Source organism: Aureimonas altamirensis, from assembly GCF_001463885.1.
Taxonomy (GTDB): Bacteria; Pseudomonadota; Alphaproteobacteria; order Rhizobiales; family Rhizobiaceae; genus Aureimonas; species Aureimonas altamirensis.
The window spans coordinates 126,146-141,683 of the sequence record NZ_BBWQ01000012.1 but is presented as its reverse complement, the minus strand read 5'-3'; the positions used below and the strand labels follow the sequence as shown (position 1 = coordinate 141,683).

The 15,538-nt window shown below is 66.4% G+C and carries 10 protein-coding genes; 7 read left to right on the top strand and 3 right to left on the bottom strand.

Translation table 11 applies throughout. The features are described from left to right. Nucleotides 1–6: 6 nt before the first annotated feature. From AUL31_RS10725 to AUL31_RS10715, 3 genes are read left to right on the top strand one after another with little or no spacing between them, the layout of a single operon-like run. A complete protein-coding gene (locus tag AUL31_RS10725; protein WP_060605817.1) occupies nt 7–2,211 on the top strand; it encodes a type I secretion system permease/ATPase in 2,205 nt (734 codons plus the stop codon). Further along, nucleotides 2,208–3,398, top strand: a complete 1,191-nt coding sequence (locus tag AUL31_RS10720) for an HlyD family type I secretion periplasmic adaptor subunit (RefSeq protein ID WP_060605814.1) — start codon at nt 2,208–2,210, stop codon at nt 3,396–3,398. The genes AUL31_RS10725 and AUL31_RS10720 overlap by 4 nt, the downstream gene beginning before the upstream one ends. Before the next feature lie 12 nt (nt 3,399–3,410). After that, on the top strand, nt 3,411–7,307 hold the full coding sequence (locus AUL31_RS10715) for a Mur ligase family protein (protein WP_073469111.1): 3,897 nt from the start codon (nt 3,411–3,413) through the stop codon (nt 7,305–7,307). A 49-nt stretch (nt 7,308–7,356) separates the two neighbouring features. Here the strand turns inward: AUL31_RS10715 and AUL31_RS10710 are convergent, their stop codons facing one another. Together AUL31_RS10710 and AUL31_RS10705 are read right to left on the bottom strand one after the other, a co-directional pair. Beyond that, complete coding sequence (locus AUL31_RS10710) at nt 7,357–8,346, bottom strand: Bug family tripartite tricarboxylate transporter substrate binding protein (protein ID WP_409359962.1); 990 nt, start codon at nt 8,344–8,346, stop codon at nt 7,357–7,359. Between the two features lie 61 nt (nt 8,347–8,407). Beyond that, nucleotides 8,408–9,823: a hypothetical protein gene (locus tag AUL31_RS10705; protein ID WP_060605812.1), complete on the bottom strand. Its 1,416-nt coding sequence runs from the start codon at nt 9,821–9,823 to the stop codon at nt 8,408–8,410. Between the two features lie 261 nt (nt 9,824–10,084). Here AUL31_RS10705 and AUL31_RS10700 point away from each other — a divergent pair, with 261 nt between their 5' ends. Continuing rightward, nucleotides 10,085–10,792: a GntR family transcriptional regulator gene (locus AUL31_RS10700; RefSeq protein ID WP_244489377.1), complete on the top strand. Its 708-nt coding sequence runs from the start codon at nt 10,085–10,087 to the stop codon at nt 10,790–10,792. Nucleotides 10,793–10,796: 4 nt separating this feature from the next. Here the strand turns inward: AUL31_RS10700 and AUL31_RS10695 are convergent, their stop codons facing one another. Then, nucleotides 10,797–11,501, bottom strand: a complete 705-nt coding sequence (locus AUL31_RS10695) for a GntR family transcriptional regulator (protein ID WP_060605808.1) — start codon at nt 11,499–11,501, stop codon at nt 10,797–10,799. 192 nt (nt 11,502–11,693) lie between these two features. On the opposite strand from AUL31_RS10695, the gene AUL31_RS10690 reads away from it, so the two are divergent. Genes AUL31_RS10690 through AUL31_RS10680 form a run of 3 tightly spaced genes read left to right on the top strand, consistent with a single transcriptional unit; the run spans nt 11,694 to nt 15,481 of the window. Continuing rightward, nucleotides 11,694–12,731, top strand: a complete 1,038-nt coding sequence (locus AUL31_RS10690; RefSeq protein ID WP_143190168.1) for a 4-hydroxythreonine-4-phosphate dehydrogenase PdxA — start codon at nt 11,694–11,696, stop codon at nt 12,729–12,731. Between the two features lie 60 nt (nt 12,732–12,791). Then, entirely contained in the window at nt 12,792–13,763 is a 972-nt protein-coding gene (locus AUL31_RS10685) for a sugar phosphate isomerase/epimerase family protein (protein WP_060605803.1), read from the top strand. Further along, nucleotides 13,760–15,481 (top strand): dihydroxyacetone kinase family protein, encoded by a 1,722-nt coding sequence (locus tag AUL31_RS10680; RefSeq protein ID WP_060605799.1) that lies wholly within the window; start codon nt 13,760–13,762, stop codon nt 15,479–15,481. The genes AUL31_RS10685 and AUL31_RS10680 overlap by 4 nt, the downstream gene beginning before the upstream one ends. Nucleotides 15,482–15,538 lie beyond the last annotated feature (57 nt).

The window sequence follows — 15,538 nt, the reverse complement described above, 5'->3', positions numbered from 1 at the left end:
GCCCCCATGGACGGATCGGGAGCCCCCCTATCGCAAACGGATGGCGCCGCGGCGGATGCAAGCGAACGGGCCTGTGCCCGCTGGCTGGACGCGCTCCAGCGCATCGGCCGCCACTATCGCCTGCCGTCGTCGCCGCAGGGTGCGATGCAGGCCTGGCATGCTCATGGCGATGTGCCGGAACAGGACCGGATCGACGTGCTGGCGCAGGCTTTCGGCCTGACGGCCCGGCATGTCGATCCCGCTGCCATCACCGTGTCGGACTGGCATCTGCCTTTCGTGCTGCAGCTCGACGACGGCGCCATCGCCCTGGTCCACAGCCTGGCTGCGGACGGCGAAGCGGGGGCGTGGCTGTGCGCAGACCACGCGCTGGAAGGGCGCTTCGCGCTCGATACGCTTCTGGCCAGAACCCGAAGGCTGGTCCTGTTCAGGCCCGCGCGGGCCGTGCCGGACGCGCGCGTCGATGCCTATATCAAACCGTTCCGGAAGAACTGGCTGAGACGGATCATCCTGCGCGATCCGGCCTCCTACGGCCACGTCCTGATCGCCTCGCTCATAGCCAACGCGCTCGGACTTGCCGGCATTCTCTTCTCGATGCAGGTCTATGACCGTGTGGTTCCGGCGCAGTCGTTCAACACGCTATACGTGCTGTTCAGCGGCGTCCTTCTGGCGATCGGGTTCGATTTCCTGATGCGCAGGGCGCGTCTCGGCATCACCGACATACTCGGCAAGCAGGCGGACCTGCAGATGTCGGACGTCGTCTTCGGGCGGGCGCTGCGCGTGCGCAACCGTGCCCGTCCGACCTCGACCGGCGCCTTCATCGCGCAGCTTCGCGATGTCGATCAGGTCCGCGAGATGCTCACCTCCACCACGGTGACCGCGCTGGCTGATCTGCCCTTCTTCTTCCTGTTCGCGGTGATCTACTGGTGGCTGGTCGGGCCACTCGTCCTGATCCCGATCGGCGCGCTGATCGTGCTCGTGCTGCCGGGTCTTCTGCTGCAGCGGCGGCTGCGCACCTATGCGAACGAGGCCATGCGCGAGGCGTCGCTGCGCAATGCCATGCTGGTGGAAGCGGTGCAGGGGATCGAGGACATCAAAAGCCTGCAGGCCGAGGGCCGCTTCCAGCGTCAGTGGAACCAGCTCAACGCGGTCACGGGGGAGGCTCAGCTACGGCTCCGGTCCATCACCAACGGCCTGAACATCTGGACGCAGAACGTGCAGACGGGCGTCTACGCGATGACGGTCTTCATCGGCGCGCCGATGGTCATCGCAGGCGACCTGACCACGGGCGCGCTTGTCGGCGCATCCATTCTGGGCTCGCGCATGCTGGCGCCCATGGGCCAGCTTTCGCAACTGGCGGGCCGGTGGCAGCAGGCGCGCATCGCCAAGGCGGGTCTCGACCAGCTGATGCAGATGCCGGTGGATCATCCCGAGGCCGAGACGCGCATTCACCGTCCGCGCGTCGAGGGGCGATACCGCTTGAAGCGGGCTGTCTTCCGCTACGGCGACGAGGCTGCGCCGACCGTCCTGACCGTGAAGGACATGGCGATCGGCAAGGGCGAGCGGATCGCCGTCCTGGGGCGCAACGGCGCCGGTAAATCGACGCTGCTCCTGGCGTTGTCCGGGCTTCTGGACCCCAGCGACGGGGAGATTCTCCTGGACGATCTGGCCCTGCATCATATCGACCCCGCGGATGTCCGGCGGGACGTCGCGCTGGTGACGCAGAATGCGCGTCTCTTTTTCGGCACCCTGCGCGACAACATCACGATGGGCGCACCGACGGCCGATGACGCAGCGATCGCGAAGGTACTTGCGATGCTGGGTGCGCAAAATTTCGTTCGACGGCTGGGCAAGGGGCTGGACCATGTCGTGCAGGAAGGCGGGCATGGCCTGTCCGGCGGACAAAAGCAGCTCATCCTGTTGGCGCGACAGCTTATCCGCGATCCGTCGATCGTCCTGCTCGACGAGCCGACGGCGGCCATGGACGAGGCAACCGAACGTCATTTCATCAAGGAGTTCGATGCCTGGAGCGCCGGGCGCACCGTCGTCATCGCCACGCACCGGATGCGGGTACTCGAACTCGTCGACCGCCTGGTCGTGGTCGAGAACGGCCAGGTGGCGCTGGACGACACCAAGGAGAAGGGGCTCCGCAAGCTCGTGGGCATGAGCAAGGTCGTCGGTCCCGAGGCCGTGGCGGAGGGCCTGCGGAGATGAGCGTCGCGGATGAATTCGGAATCTGGGTCAATGGCGGCAGCCGCAGGCAACTTCTGACGCGGACGAAAGGGCTGGTGCGGCTGGTTCTGGTCTTTCTTTGCGTCTTCGTCGTCTGGGCCTGTCTTGCCGTCCTTGACGAGGTGTCGACGGGCGTCGGCAAAATCGTGCCGACCTCCCGGGAACAGGTGGTCCAGTCGCTGGAAGGTGGCGTGCTGGCCATGCTGGCCGTGCGTCAGGACGATATCGTCGAGCCCGGCCAGATCCTTGCCCAGCTCGACCCGACGGTGACCCAGTCGACCATCGAGGAAAGCGCCGCCAAGTACCGTGCAGCCTTGGCAAGCGCCGCACGCCTGCAGGCCGAAGTCAGCCAGAACGACAGGCCGCAATTTTCAGTGGAACTGGACGACTTTCCCGAGTTGCGGGCCTCCGAGTTGCAGCTCTTCGAGGCACGCCGCAAGAGCCTGTCGGACATGCTGAACTGGATCACCGAGTCCAAGACCCTCGTCCAGGACGAATTGTCGATCAGCGAGGCGCTGACCGCGCGGGGGGCGGCCAGCAATGTCGAGGTGATCCGCCTGAAGCGGCAGCTTGTGGAACTGCAGCTCAAGGAAACGGAGGTCCGCGCCGACTACATCGTCTCCGCGCGCGAAGAGCTCGCCAAGGTGAACGCGGAGTTCACCTCCCTGTCGTCGGTGATGCGGGGCCGGGAGGACGCCTTGAAGCGCATGACGATCCGCTCTCCGGTGCGCGGCATCGTCAAGGACATCGAGGTATCGACGATCGGGGGTGTGGTATCCCCCAACGGCAATCTGATGACGATCGTCCCGCTGGACGACCAGCTTCTCGTGGAAGCGCGCATCCTGCCGCGCGATATCGCCTACATCCATCCCGGCCAGCGCGCCAACGTCAAGCTGACGGCCTACGACTACGCGATCTTCGGCGGGCTCGAAGGGCAGGTTCACACCATATCGCCGGACACGATTCAGGACGAGGCCAAGCCCGGCGAATACTACTACCGCGTCTATATCCGGACGGCGGAGGACGCGCTCGTCAGCACGGCCGGAACGCGCTTTCCCATCGTGCCCGGCATGGTCGCGACGGTCGACATCCACACCGGCGAGAAGACCGTGATGGATTATCTGATGAAGCCATTCAACCGGGCGCGCGAAGCGCTTCGGGAGCGGTGAGGAGGGTTACCGATGAAGGGAGATCTCGGCGCCCGGCTGAATGCCATGCGCCTGCGTATCCAGGAGAGGATCAAACCCCTGCGCGATCCGTTTCCGCGCTACGTCCTGTTCCTTTCCGTCAGCGAAGGCGCACAGCGCGCGACGACGACACCGATCGCCGCCGCCAGCTTCGACGCCGCATTCGCCGCGGTGGAAGAGGCTGTCGCGCTGATGGAGGATCCCCGCTGGCTGCGCGTGGACTGGGTGGAGACGGTCGGTGAGATCCAGTGGAGCGAGCTGAAATCCTGGCTGGCACAGACCAAACGGAACTACTTCCGCTACGGCATCTCCCTGGACAAGGGCTTCCGGATCGCCTTTCTGGAGACAGAGCTGAACGCCAACGCGATGCTCTATGGCGGCGCCGCCATCGACCATGCCGTCCTGAACGAGAAGAACTTCGCAAGGTACGCCCGGCTTGCCCGCGGGCTGCCCGGACTGGCCGTCGAGGATGCGGCGACCGTCTACTATTTCTCCACGAGCGGAATCTTCTGCGACCGCGACGATCCGCAGATCCACGATATTGCGGGTTCGGGCCGCAATGCGGGCAGGCGGGTGGTGGATCATCGCGCTGCAGGACAGGTCGAGGCACTCGTTGCCCGTGGCAGCCGCTACCTTGCCGGCCAGGTCATGCCGTCGGGCAGGTTCGTCTATGGCTGGCATCCCTGCTTCGACCGGGCGATCAACGCCTATAACTGCCTGCGCCATGCCAGCAGCGTCTACGCCATGATCGAGGCGTTCGAGGAAACGCGCGACCCGGCCCTTGGCGCGGCCATAGAGAGGGCCGTCGATTACCTGACGCGCGAACTCATCCGGCCGGTGCGCCATCAGGGGCAGGATCTGGCCTTCCTTGTGGAGCCGGATGGCGAGATCAAGCTTGGCGGCAATGCGGTCTGCCTCCTGGCCCTGACCAAGCATGCGGAGGTCTTCCGGACCGACATCCATATGCCGCTGCTCGAGCGGCTCGGGCGCGGCGTCCTCTTCATGCAGGACGAGGCAAGCGGGGCGTTCCGCCACGTTCTGACCTACCCCGACCTTGCCGTGAAAGAGAGGTTCCGCATCATCTACTACGATGGGGAAGCCGCGTTCGGCCTGATGCGCCTGTACGCGCTGACCCGGTCGGACTGCTGGATCGACGCGGTCGAAAAGGCGTTCGGCCATTTCATCGCAGCCGAGCACTGGCGCGCGCACGATCACTGGCTGTCCTATGCCGTCAATGCCCTGACCACATACCGCCCCCGTCGCGCCTATTTCGAGTTCGGCATACGCAATGTCGCCGGCTATCTCGATTTCGTCGCCGAACGCAGCACGACATTTCCGACCCTTCTGGAACTCATGATGGCCGCGGAAAAGATGGTCGCGCGGCTTGCGGAGGATCCCGACAACCGCGATCTCCTGGCGCGTATCGACCTTCGAGCCTTTTACGATGCCCTGGAAAAGCGGGCGGGGCATCTACTGAACGGCCATTTCTGGCCCGAGATGGCGATGTTCTTTCAGAACCCGGACAGGATCGACGGAAGCTTCTTCATCCGCCACCACGCCTTTCGCGTGCGCATCGACGATGTCGAGCATTATTTGTCCGGCCTCGTCGCCTATGCCGCGTTCCTGCGCTCCGGGCGCCAGGTTGCGCATGCGTCGCGGCCGCAACGATCCGCGCCGCCCGCTGGCCTCGGCGCAGGGTGGCGGCCTGAGGAACTGGCGGCCGCAACCGGCGGGACATGGGTCACGCCTCCCGATGCGTCCTTCGTCGGCCACGGCCTGTGCATCCATTCCTCTACCTTCAGGCCGGGCCAGATCGTCGTGGCGCGTTCGCGCCCGGGCGAGCGGGGCCTGACCTCGAACGCCATTGCCGGGCTTGCCGGGAAGCCGGCTGCGCTGATTGCTTCCAGCCAGGCGAAACATATCGTCGCCCATGGCGTCCCGGTCCTGAGGGTCATGGATACGGACAAGGCGATCTTCGCCATCGGGCGCGCCGCGCGGTCGCGGTTGGCCGGCAAGGTGATCGCGATCACTGGAAGTTCCGGCAAGACGAGCACGGTCGCCATGCTGGCGCATACGCTCTCGGCCTTCGGCCATACCGAGCGTTCCGATGTGACGGGCAACCTGACGCGGGGCATCAGCTGGAACCTTGCCGGATTTGCGCAGGATTGCGACTTTGCCGTTCTGGAGGTTGCCATCGGCCGCATGCGCCAGAGCGCGCAGATCGTCCGGCCCGATCTTGCGATCGTGACGAACATCTTCCCCGTCCATCTGGGCGGCACGCATACGCTGGCCGACATCGCCCGGGTCAAGGCGCAGATCTTCGAAGGCATGAAGCCGGGCTCCGTCGCCATCCTGAACCGGGACATGCACGAGTGGAAGACGGTCTTCCTGGCCGCGCAGGCGGCCGAATTGCGTATCCTCCATTTCGGCGAAGGTCCGGGCTGCGATATCCGGCTTCTGGGCTATTGCCCGGAAAACTCGGAAGTAGTGGCGCAAACGCCGGCCGGCGAGGTCCGCTATCGCCTCGGCGTGCCGGGACGCCATATGGCGCTGAACAGCCTGGCAGTCCTGGCTGCGGTGCATGCGCTCGGCGGCCTCAAGATCGAGATGGCGACGGAGAAGCTCGCAACGGCCGTACCGCTGGCGGGGCGTGGGCAGAGCCTGGACGTGACCATCCAGGGCAAGCGGATCCGGCTCATCGACGATGCGTACAATGCCAACCCAGGCTCGATGGCTGCCGCGCTGGAACGGTTGCATCAAGAGATGGCGCCGGGGCGGCGCATCGCGGTCATCGGGGAGATGGCCGAGCTTGGAATGGACGCGGACCGGCTGCATACGGAGCTCGCCGATGCCGTGAATAGTCGGGCGATAGACAAGGTCTATGCCCTGGGAGCGCGGTACCGTGCCTTCTGGGAGGAATTGTCGCCGGACCGGCGCGGGGCGCATCTTCGGGATATGGACGAGCTCAAGCTGCGGCTGGGGCTGGAGCTGCGGGACGGTGATACGGTTCTGGTAAAGGGTTCCAACAGCACGCGGCTGCACTCCCTGGTGGCCTGGCTGAAGGACGATCGATGCAGCGCTCCGGGGTTGGCCGCCCTGCTGCCGAAGGGTGTCAGCGCGGTTCGCTACAGCATGCAGGAAGGGGCGTTGCTGTTTTCAACCGAGTGCGAGCGTATCCATAAGCCGGCATCCATCACCAAGCTCATGACGCTGATACTAGCCGCGGAGCGGCTGCGCGAACGCGGCATGAACGGGTCGGAATGCATAGCCATACCCGACGATGCCCGACAGACGGATAGCTGGTGGGGGTTCGAGCCCGGCGAAGAGGTCGATATCCGAACCCTTATGTCGGCCTGCGCGGTCGTGAGCGCCAATGAGGCCAGCAACGCCCTTGCGGAATGGCACAGCGGAACGCGCGCGGCCTTCACACATGCGCTGAACGAACGGGCCCGGGCGGTCGGCATGACGGAAACGGTATTCGCGTCCCCAAGCGGGCTCGGGAGTGATCAGCGCACCACCGCCGTCGACGTCCTGTGCCTGGCGCGTCATCTGATCGCGCAGCATCCCGGCATCGTCGGGCTTTGCGGCCGTCGAAGTTTTGCATGGAAGGGGAGGCTGTACCCGAACACCAACAGCCTCCTGCCCAGGCTCGATGGCGCGATCGGGCTGAAGACGGGGTCGCTCGGAGGAACCATCCACAATCTGGTCTTCGCGCGCCGCACCGGCCAGGACGTGGAACTGGCCATCGTCCTTGGCGCTCCGAGCCGCAGGCTGCGCGACTGGATCGTCGAGGCCATGCTGAACGCGTGTCACAACAATACCGACTGCGGACAAAATCCCCAAGCCGGGCCTGTGGATCAACGCTGCGTCCAAAAGTCCTGCCGAGGCTAGGGGGGCGCGGCGAAGCCGGGGCGCATGGCGCCCCGGCTCCGGGGATGCCTCAGTTGGTGACGAGCCAGCCTTCGCGTTCGAAAAGCTGCCGGGCCTTGGCCTTTTCCGTTTCGACGAGCTTCGTGAATCCCTCGCCCGTCAGGAAACTGTCGGTCTGCGAGGTGCGCGTCAGCCATTCCTTCCACTCCGGCGCCTCGCGCACCTTCGACAGGACGTCGGCATAGTAGGCGACCGCTTCCTGCGGCACTTCCGCGTTCATCCAGATGGTGCGCGGCATCTTGTAGTCCTCGACGGCGATCCCCTCTTCCTTGCAGGTGGGGATGTCGTTCCAGGACATCGTGTCCGTGACCTTTTCCTTGTAGTCCATGCGCTCCGGAGAGAAGACGCAGAGGGGGCGCACCATGCCGCCGCGCCATTGGGCGACGTTCTCCTGCGGATTGTTGAAATTCGCCTCCAGATGCGCGCCGGCAAGCTGCGTGGCTGCCTCGCCGCCGGACTTGAAGGGGATGTAGGTGAACTTGGTGCCGGTCGCATGTTCCAGATGCTTGGACAGGATCTGGTCGGTATCCTTGGACTGCGAACCGCCCACCTTCATGTTGCCTTCCTTGGCCTTCGCCACGAAGTCGGCGGCGCTTTCATAGGGCGCATTGGTGTGCGTCCACAGGAGGAACTCGTCCATCGCCATCGCCGCCACGGGCTGCAGATCGCCGGGCGCGTAGGCGGCCTTGGTGACCATGGGCAGCAGCCACTCGTTGTTGGTCCCGAAGACCAGCTTGTGCGGGTCGTTTCCGGCAAGCTTGCCGTCGACGAAGGCTTCCGTACCCGCGCCGCCGCCCTTGTTGCTGACGACGATCGACACCGGCATGAGATCGTTTTTCTGGATGATGGACTGGATGATGCGGGCGAACTGGTCGGTGCCGCCGCCGGCGCCCGAGGCGACGACGAATTCGACGGGCTTGCGCGGCTGCCAGTCCTGAGCGAGGGCCGGCGTCGCCAGCATGGTCGCCGTGGCGAGGGCCAGTCCGATCAGGCGGTTGATAGATGCCATTGGGTGTTTTCCTCCGTTATGATTGTTGTCGGCGATTGCCCGTTCGGACGGGTCAGACCGTCTGTTGCGCCGGGGCGCGAGCCTCGGTTGTAAAGAAGTGCGCATCCTGACGGCGGCGCAGCGCCAGAAGCGGAGCCGTTTCGTCCAGGGTCACGTCCGCCATGGTTATCTGGGCGCCGGCGGGGATGTCCCGCGTCAGGCGCCGACCCGACAGAAGATAGTAGGGCAGGGCACGATCGGCCGCGAGCGGCCGGGCCTCCACCAGTTCGGGGCCGACACCGTCGATCGTGTGATGATGGCCTTCGGCCTCCAGAAGGGTGCCCGCCTCCAGCCTGCGGCTGGTCCGGCCCACAAGGTCGACCACCGGCCTCGGCTCGCCGGCGACCGAGACGCCGTTGACCACGGCGTCGAGCAGGCTGATCGGCGCTTCGAGGCCCAGCAGATGCCGCGGTAGCCACAGCATGGCGGCCTCGCCGCTGCGGCTGACCGTATGGCCCTTCTGCGCCAGCACGGCCCAGGTTTCGGCATCCTCGCAGCGCACCACCACGAAGACGCCCCCCGCAAAGGAGATGTCCTGCGGCGTGCGCAGGCAGTTGAAGACGTCGATCCGGCGCTCGCCGGACAGAAGGCCTCCCATCGCATCGGTGTCGAACAGGCTCGGCACTTCGGCGATGCGGGCGATGGGGGCGTGGAAGGCCGGCCGGTCCGGCGTCAGCCCGGTCGCATTGGCAACGACCGCGAGTTCGCAGAGGTCCGGTACGGCAAGCTGCGGCAGCGCATGGGCAAGGCCTGCGCGCCGTGAGGCGAGCTCTGCCGCAGGCCCGGTGCCGAGCGCCATCGCGTCGACGAAGCCGGGCGCCGACATCGTACGGCTTTCGCTGGAAAGCTTGCCCGTGGCCGCGTCGAAGACGAAGTCGTATTCGCTGGATTTGCCGGCAGCCAGGATCGGCAGGCCCAGCGTTTCCGCCCAGGTGACGAGGGCGATCAGCAGCGCGGGCTGATCCCCATCCACCGGTGTGCAGACAAGTCCGAGCTCGCGTGCGTGCCAGGCGAGATAGGGTCCGACGACCGAGTCGGTCTCCTTGGTGACAAGGCCCACATGCTTGCCGGCATCCAGGCTTGCCAAAGCGTGCGCCGCACCGGCCTCGGCGTGGCCGCTGGCCTCCACGACAATGTCGACGGGCAGGGACAGGACATCCGCAAGCCGGCCGGCTGCCACGCAGTGACCGGCCTCCCAGGCGGCCTGCGCCGCGGCGCGGCTGTCGCAGATGCGGATCCGCTCCTCTTCCCAGCCCACGGCGCGAAAGGCTTCGGCGGCACGCTCGGCCGTCACGTCCACGGCCACACGCACATTCATCAGCGCCATGCGGCGGCCCTGGCCCAGCAACGAGCGTCCGAAGGCACCGGCGCCCACAAGGGCAACCTCGATCGGGCGGGAAGCGCGGGAAAAGCGGCTATGGGCGTTCACGGCAGGCCTCGTCGTAGCGGCGCCGATCCGCCGGCCGGCAAGGGCCGGCCGTACGGGATGGACGCGATGTATCGTGGTGCGGAACCTCCCCGCGCGGCCGGTATTGCCGGCTCTTCATTTGGTATACCAAACTGACCGGCGGCATGAACGCAGTCAATAGCTATTTTCGAAATTGCGCATTTGTAGGTATCGTGGGATCGTTCCGGCTCATGAAAGGGTATGGCGTTGGAATACCAGGAACCAGATTCTCTGCATGCCCTTGTGGCGGACAACCGACCCGGTCCGGCCTGGCACGCCGTGCGACCGCCCGTGGTGGAAGACGCGCCGGCCGCGGAAACGCTGGCCGAGCGTCTTGCCGATCGGCTTCGCGACATGATCGTCACGGAAGAATTTGCCGTCGGAACGCCCCTGCGGGAGCGGCAGTTGGCCGAACGCCTCGGCGCGTCGCGCACGCCGCTGCGCGACGCCCTGAAGATCCTGGCAGCGGAAGAACTGGTGGTGCTGTCGCCGAGGCGGGGAGCCACCATCGCGCCGTTCTCGCCCTCGGCGATTGCCGACAAGCTCGATCTTTTGTCGGTGCTCGAGGGTTTTGCCGGCGAGCTGGCCGCAAGCCGCGCGAGCGATGCCGAGATCATGGAAATCCGTGCCCTGCATCACGAGCTTCTTGCCGCCTATGAGCGCCGCGACCGCCTGTCCTACTTTCGGCTCAACCAGGCCATCCATCGCGCGATCGTTGAGGCGGCACGCAACGGCGCACTGTCGCGCAGCCATGCCCAACTGAACCGGCAGGTCTATGCCTATCGATGGCGCGGCAGTGCGGATGCGTCCCTGTGGCGCCGCGCCATTGCCGAGCATGGCGATATCGTCGACTATCTGACGCAGCGCGACGGGGCGGGCCTTTCGGATGCGCTGCGCGCCCATGTCGGCAGCACCTGGCGGCAGCTTAGGGCCGGCACCGACGAAGCCTGAGGGCTCAGACCGCGCCCTTCACGCGCTCCCATGCGTTCCGCAGGTGGCGACCGAGCGTTTCAGCCAGGGCATCGCCATCGCGCCGTTCCAGCGCGGTGATCATCTCTTCATGCTCGGCGATGGCCGCCGCCCACCGCTCCGGCCCCTCATGGCCGATGAAGCGGATACGCTTCAACCGCATCTGCAGTGTCGCATGGACATGCGACAGCGCTTCGTTGCCGGAATAGCGGACGATGAGGGTGTGGATCTCCTGGTTCAGCTTGTAATAGGCGAGCCGGTCGCCGATGCCGTAAAGGCGCGTCATCTCGTCATGGGCGGCGCGTATGGTGGCGATCTCGGCGTCCGACGCGTTCCGGCAGCACAGGCGACCCGCCAGCTCTTCCAGATTGCCGATGACCACAAGCATATCGTGGACATCCTTGGCGTCGAAGCGCTTCACGACGGCGCCACGGCTCTGGACAAGCTCCACCAGCCCTTCGCTGGCAAGGTACTTGATCGCCTCGCGCAGCGGCGTGCGGGAAACGCCGAGCTCTTCGCCGAGCTGGCCCTCATGCAGTCGGGAGCCGGGCGGAAGCTGCCCCTCGATGATCATGTCGCGCAGGTGTCCGACAAGCGTATCGTGGAGCGACTGGCGGGATATGCGGCGCGTGCCACCGTCCGGTGTCGCCGCACTCCGGCCTGCGCCTGCGATCGCTAGCGATTCAACCATCTTCACCTCGGATCTGCCGGCCCCTTGTGCGCCATCGCTGCAGCGATGCGCACCTGGAAACCACTAGAGCAGTTCCAACATGCCAGCCAGTCAGCGTCAAACGAAAATGCTGTATGCAGAATACAAAACGCTTGATGCGTGCATTTTTGTTGGCTACAGATACCGCCGATGAACGCTCGGGGAGGAACCGCCATGTCCGTCGAAACCGCAAATGCGCGCCCAGTCATCGCCCTGGCGATGGGCGATCCGGCTGGCATCAGCCCCGAATTGACGGCCATGCTTCTGGCCGATCCGGAAACGCGGGAAGCCGCCCGCATCGTCGTGATCGGAGATCGCCGCATCCTCGACAAAGGCGCGCAGGAAGCCGGCGTCGAGCTAGACCTCGAAATGCTGGCAGCACCCGGCGCCCCGACCGGCGAGCGCCATGCCATGGTTGATCTGCAGCATCTTGCACCTGACGAGGTCGAGCGCGGCGAAGCCACGCTCAAGGGCGGCACCTTCGCCACCACCAATTTCCGCAAGGCGCTCGAAATGGCCGATGCCGGCCGCGCCGATGCCGTGATGTTCACGCCCTTCAACAAGAAGGCCATGCGCTACGCCTATCCGGGCTATGACGACGAGATCCGCTTCGTGGTCGACGTCACCGGCTTCAACGGCAAGGTGCGTGAGTTCAACGTGCTGGAGAAGGTCTGGAATGCGCGGGTTACCTCGCACATTCCGCTCAAGGACGTCTCGGAGCATCTGAGTGTCGACGCCATCCTGGCCGAGGTGGACCTGACGGTCCGGTGCCTCAAGCAGTCCGGCATCGAAAAGCCGCGCGTGGCGGTTGCCGGGTTGAACCCGCATGCCGGCGATGGCGGCTCCTTCGGCATGGAAGAGATCGACGTGATCGAACCGGCGGTCAAGGCGGCGCAGGAGCGCGGCTACGACGTCGAGGGGCCGTTTCCGGCCGATACGGTCTTCCTGCGGGCGCTGAAGGACGAGTTCCACGCCGTGCTGACCATGTATCACGACCAGGGCCAGATCGCGATGAAGATGATGGGCTTCGACAAGGGCGTGACCATGATGGGCGGGCTGCCCTTCCCTCTGTGTACGCCGGCCCATGGCACGGCCTACGACATTGCAGGCAAGGGCATCGCCGATCTAGGTGCGACGCGCGAGGCATTCCGGCTCGCCGTGCGGATGGCGAACCAGCGCCGCATCGGCACGGCTGCGCCTGCCGCGGCCTGACCGGCCGCGCGCCGCGTGCATGGGAGCCGCGGCCAGTTACGCTTTTCGGGAGGACAGGGCATGGGAATGCCAGCATTCGGCGCCAACGCACGGCAACGCTACGATCGGACGAACTGGCCGATCGCCGCCGCCATGATCCAGTATGCGAACCAGCTGCCCGACGGGCGCAGCGTGCAGGATCAGAGCGCGGATGAATGGGCCGCCACCCTGTCCGAGATCGCCGATGCCGGCTTCACCGAACTCGATCCGACCGATTGCTGGCTGCGCGTGGGCGATCTGTCGCCGCAGCGCCGCCAAGAGTTTCGCGACGTCGCGACAAGCCTCGGCCTGAGCATTCCGGCCGTCTCGACGGCGCGCAAGAACCTCATCGACGCCGATCCGGCCGTCGGCGAGGCGAATGTGAGCTATGGCCACCGGGTGATCGACGCCGCAGCCGAAATCGGCGCATCGGCGGTCTCCTTCGGCTTCTTCGGCCCGCTGACCGAGCGGCAGAAGCAGGTTCTGTGGTTCTGGACGCAGGATGGCGTGCGCAATCCCGACGATCCGGCCATGTGGCGCCTGGCCGTCGAGCGTGTCCGCGAGCTGGGCCTGCATGCCGCCGAACTCGATATGGAAGTGTCGCTCGAAATGTACGAGGACACTTACCTTGGCACCGCCGAAAGCGCCGCCCGCTTCGTAACCGAGGTCGATCTTCCCAATGTCGGCGTCAACGCCGATATCGGCAATCTAATCCGTCTGCACCGCCCGGTCGAGAAATGGGCAGACATGATGGCCAGGCTGGCGCCGCTGTGCCGCTACTGGCACGTCAAGAACTACATCCGCGACGAGAGCGCCGACGGCCGTGTCGTCACGCATCCCGCGCCGCTGGAATCCGGCATCATCAATTACCGCGCCGCCTTGTCCATGGTGCTGGCGCACGGTTTCAACTCGGCGCTGCTGCTCGAACATTACGGCGGCGACGGACTCAGCGTCTGCGCCAGCAACCGCGACTATCTGCGCCGGATCCTTCCTCGTCCGGAGGCACGCGCATGACCACGATCTTCGACGAACCGGAACGCTTCGCCGCCCGCGCGCTCGAAGGCTTCTGCGACATCAATGCCCGTATCGTGGCGCCGGTGCGCGGCGGGGTCCTGCGCTCGACGCAGACCCCGGAGGGCAAGGTCGCCCTGGTCATCGGCGGTGGCTCCGGCCACTACCCGGCCTTTGCCGGCTATGTCGGAGTCGGCTTTGCCGATGCGGCGGTGGCCGGTGACGTCTTCGCCTCGCCGTCCACCGAAAGCGTGGCACGCATCTGCCGCCAGGCCGACAACGGCGCCGGCATCGTGCTCGGTTTCGGCAATTATGCGGGCGACGTCCTGAATTTCGGCGCGGCGGCAACCCGCCTGCGCGCCGAGGGCATCGACGTGCGCGTGCTGGCCGTCACGGACGATGTCGCCAGCGCGGACCGCTCCGAGCGCGAAAAGCGCCGCGGCGTCGCCGGCGACGTACCCGTATTCAAGATCGCCGGGGCCGCCGCGGAAGCGGGGATGGATCTCGACACGGTGGAGGCGCTGTCGCGCCGCGCCAATGACAGGACCGTATCCTTCGGCATCGCCTTCTCCGGCTGCACGCTGCCGGGCGCCGATGGGCCGCTCTTTACCGTGGCGCCGGGCACGGTGGCGGTCGGTCTCGGCATCCACGGCGAACCGGGGATCCGCGACGAGCCGGCGATGAGCGCGAAGGCGCTTGCGCAGCTTCTGGTCGAGCCGCTTCTGGCCGAGCGGCCCGAGGGCGCCGGCGGGCGCGTGGCGGCGATCCTGAACGGGCTGGGCTCCACCAAATACGAAGAACTCTTCGTCCTGTGGACGCATGTGGCGGCGCGTCTGCGCGATGCCGGGCTGGAACTCGTGGCGCCGGAAGTCGGCGAATACGTCACCAGCCTCGACATGGCCGGCTGCTCGCTGACGCTGACCTATCTGGACGCCGATCTGGAGCCGCTCTGGCTGGCGGCGGCCGACACGGCTGCCTTCCGGCGCGGCACGGTGGAGCCGCGCGCCGCGGCCGATCCGGTGCGCGAAGACGCAGCCGGGCCGGTCGACTATCCGCAGGCAAGCGCAGCGTCGAAAGCCGACGCAGAGTGCGTGGCCGGCATCGTCGCCACGGTGGCCGCCGCGCTGGCGCAAGCCGAAGACGAACTCGGCCGCATCGATGCCATCGCCGGCGATGGCGATCATGGCCAGGGTATGCGGCGCGGCTCCGCCTCGGCCGCCGAGGCGGCGCGGAATGCCGCGACGGCCGGTGCCGGTGCGGGTACCGTCATTGCCGTTGCGGGCGATGCCTGGGCCGACACGGCCGGTGGCACGTCCGGCGCCATCTGGGGCCTGATCCTGCGCGGCTTCGGCACCGCCATCGGCGATGCAGCGCGCATCGATGTGCAGGCCGCTGCAGCCGCCATGCAGGCAGCCCTTGCGGATGTCACGCAGCTCGGCCGGGCGCGGGTCGGCGACAAGACGCTCGTCGATGCCCTTGTGCCCTTCGTGGATACGCTCGCGGCAGAGGCCGCCTCCGGGCAGGATCTGGCGAAGGCCTGGCGTGTTGCCGCCGCGCGCGCCACCGAGGCCGCCGACAAGACGCGCGATCTGTCGCCGCGCCTTGGCCGCGCACGGCCGCTTGCGGCCCGCAGCATCGGGCATCCGGATGCGGGTGCCGTCTCGCTGGCGCTCGTTGCCCGTACCATTGCGGACGCGCTGGAGGCGCAACCGCGACACTGACGCTTGCCGCCCCGCCGGCCTCGGTGCCGGGGGCGCCCATCATCATTTCCGGGAGGA

Bases quoted from the DNA above. Each gene is read 5' to 3' on its own strand.
- AUL31_RS10690 (WP_143190168.1), top strand. From the start codon at position 11,694: ATGTCCGTCGAAACCGCAAATGCGCGCCCAGTCATCGCCCTGGCGATG.
- AUL31_RS10715 (WP_073469111.1), top strand. From the start codon at position 3,411: ATGAAGGGAGATCTCGGCGCCCGGCTGAATGCCATGCGCCTGCGTATC.
- AUL31_RS10685 (WP_060605803.1), top strand. From the start codon at position 12,792: ATGGGAATGCCAGCATTCGGCGCCAACGCACGGCAACGCTACGATCGG.
- AUL31_RS10725 (WP_060605817.1), top strand. From the start codon at position 7: ATGGACGGATCGGGAGCCCCCCTATCGCAAACGGATGGCGCCGCGGCG.
- AUL31_RS10695 (WP_060605808.1), bottom strand. From the start codon at position 11,501: ATGGTTGAATCGCTAGCGATCGCAGGCGCAGGCCGGAGTGCGGCGACA.
- AUL31_RS10680 (WP_060605799.1), top strand. From the start codon at position 13,760: ATGACCACGATCTTCGACGAACCGGAACGCTTCGCCGCCCGCGCGCTC.
- AUL31_RS10720 (WP_060605814.1), top strand. From the start codon at position 2,208: ATGAGCGTCGCGGATGAATTCGGAATCTGGGTCAATGGCGGCAGCCGC.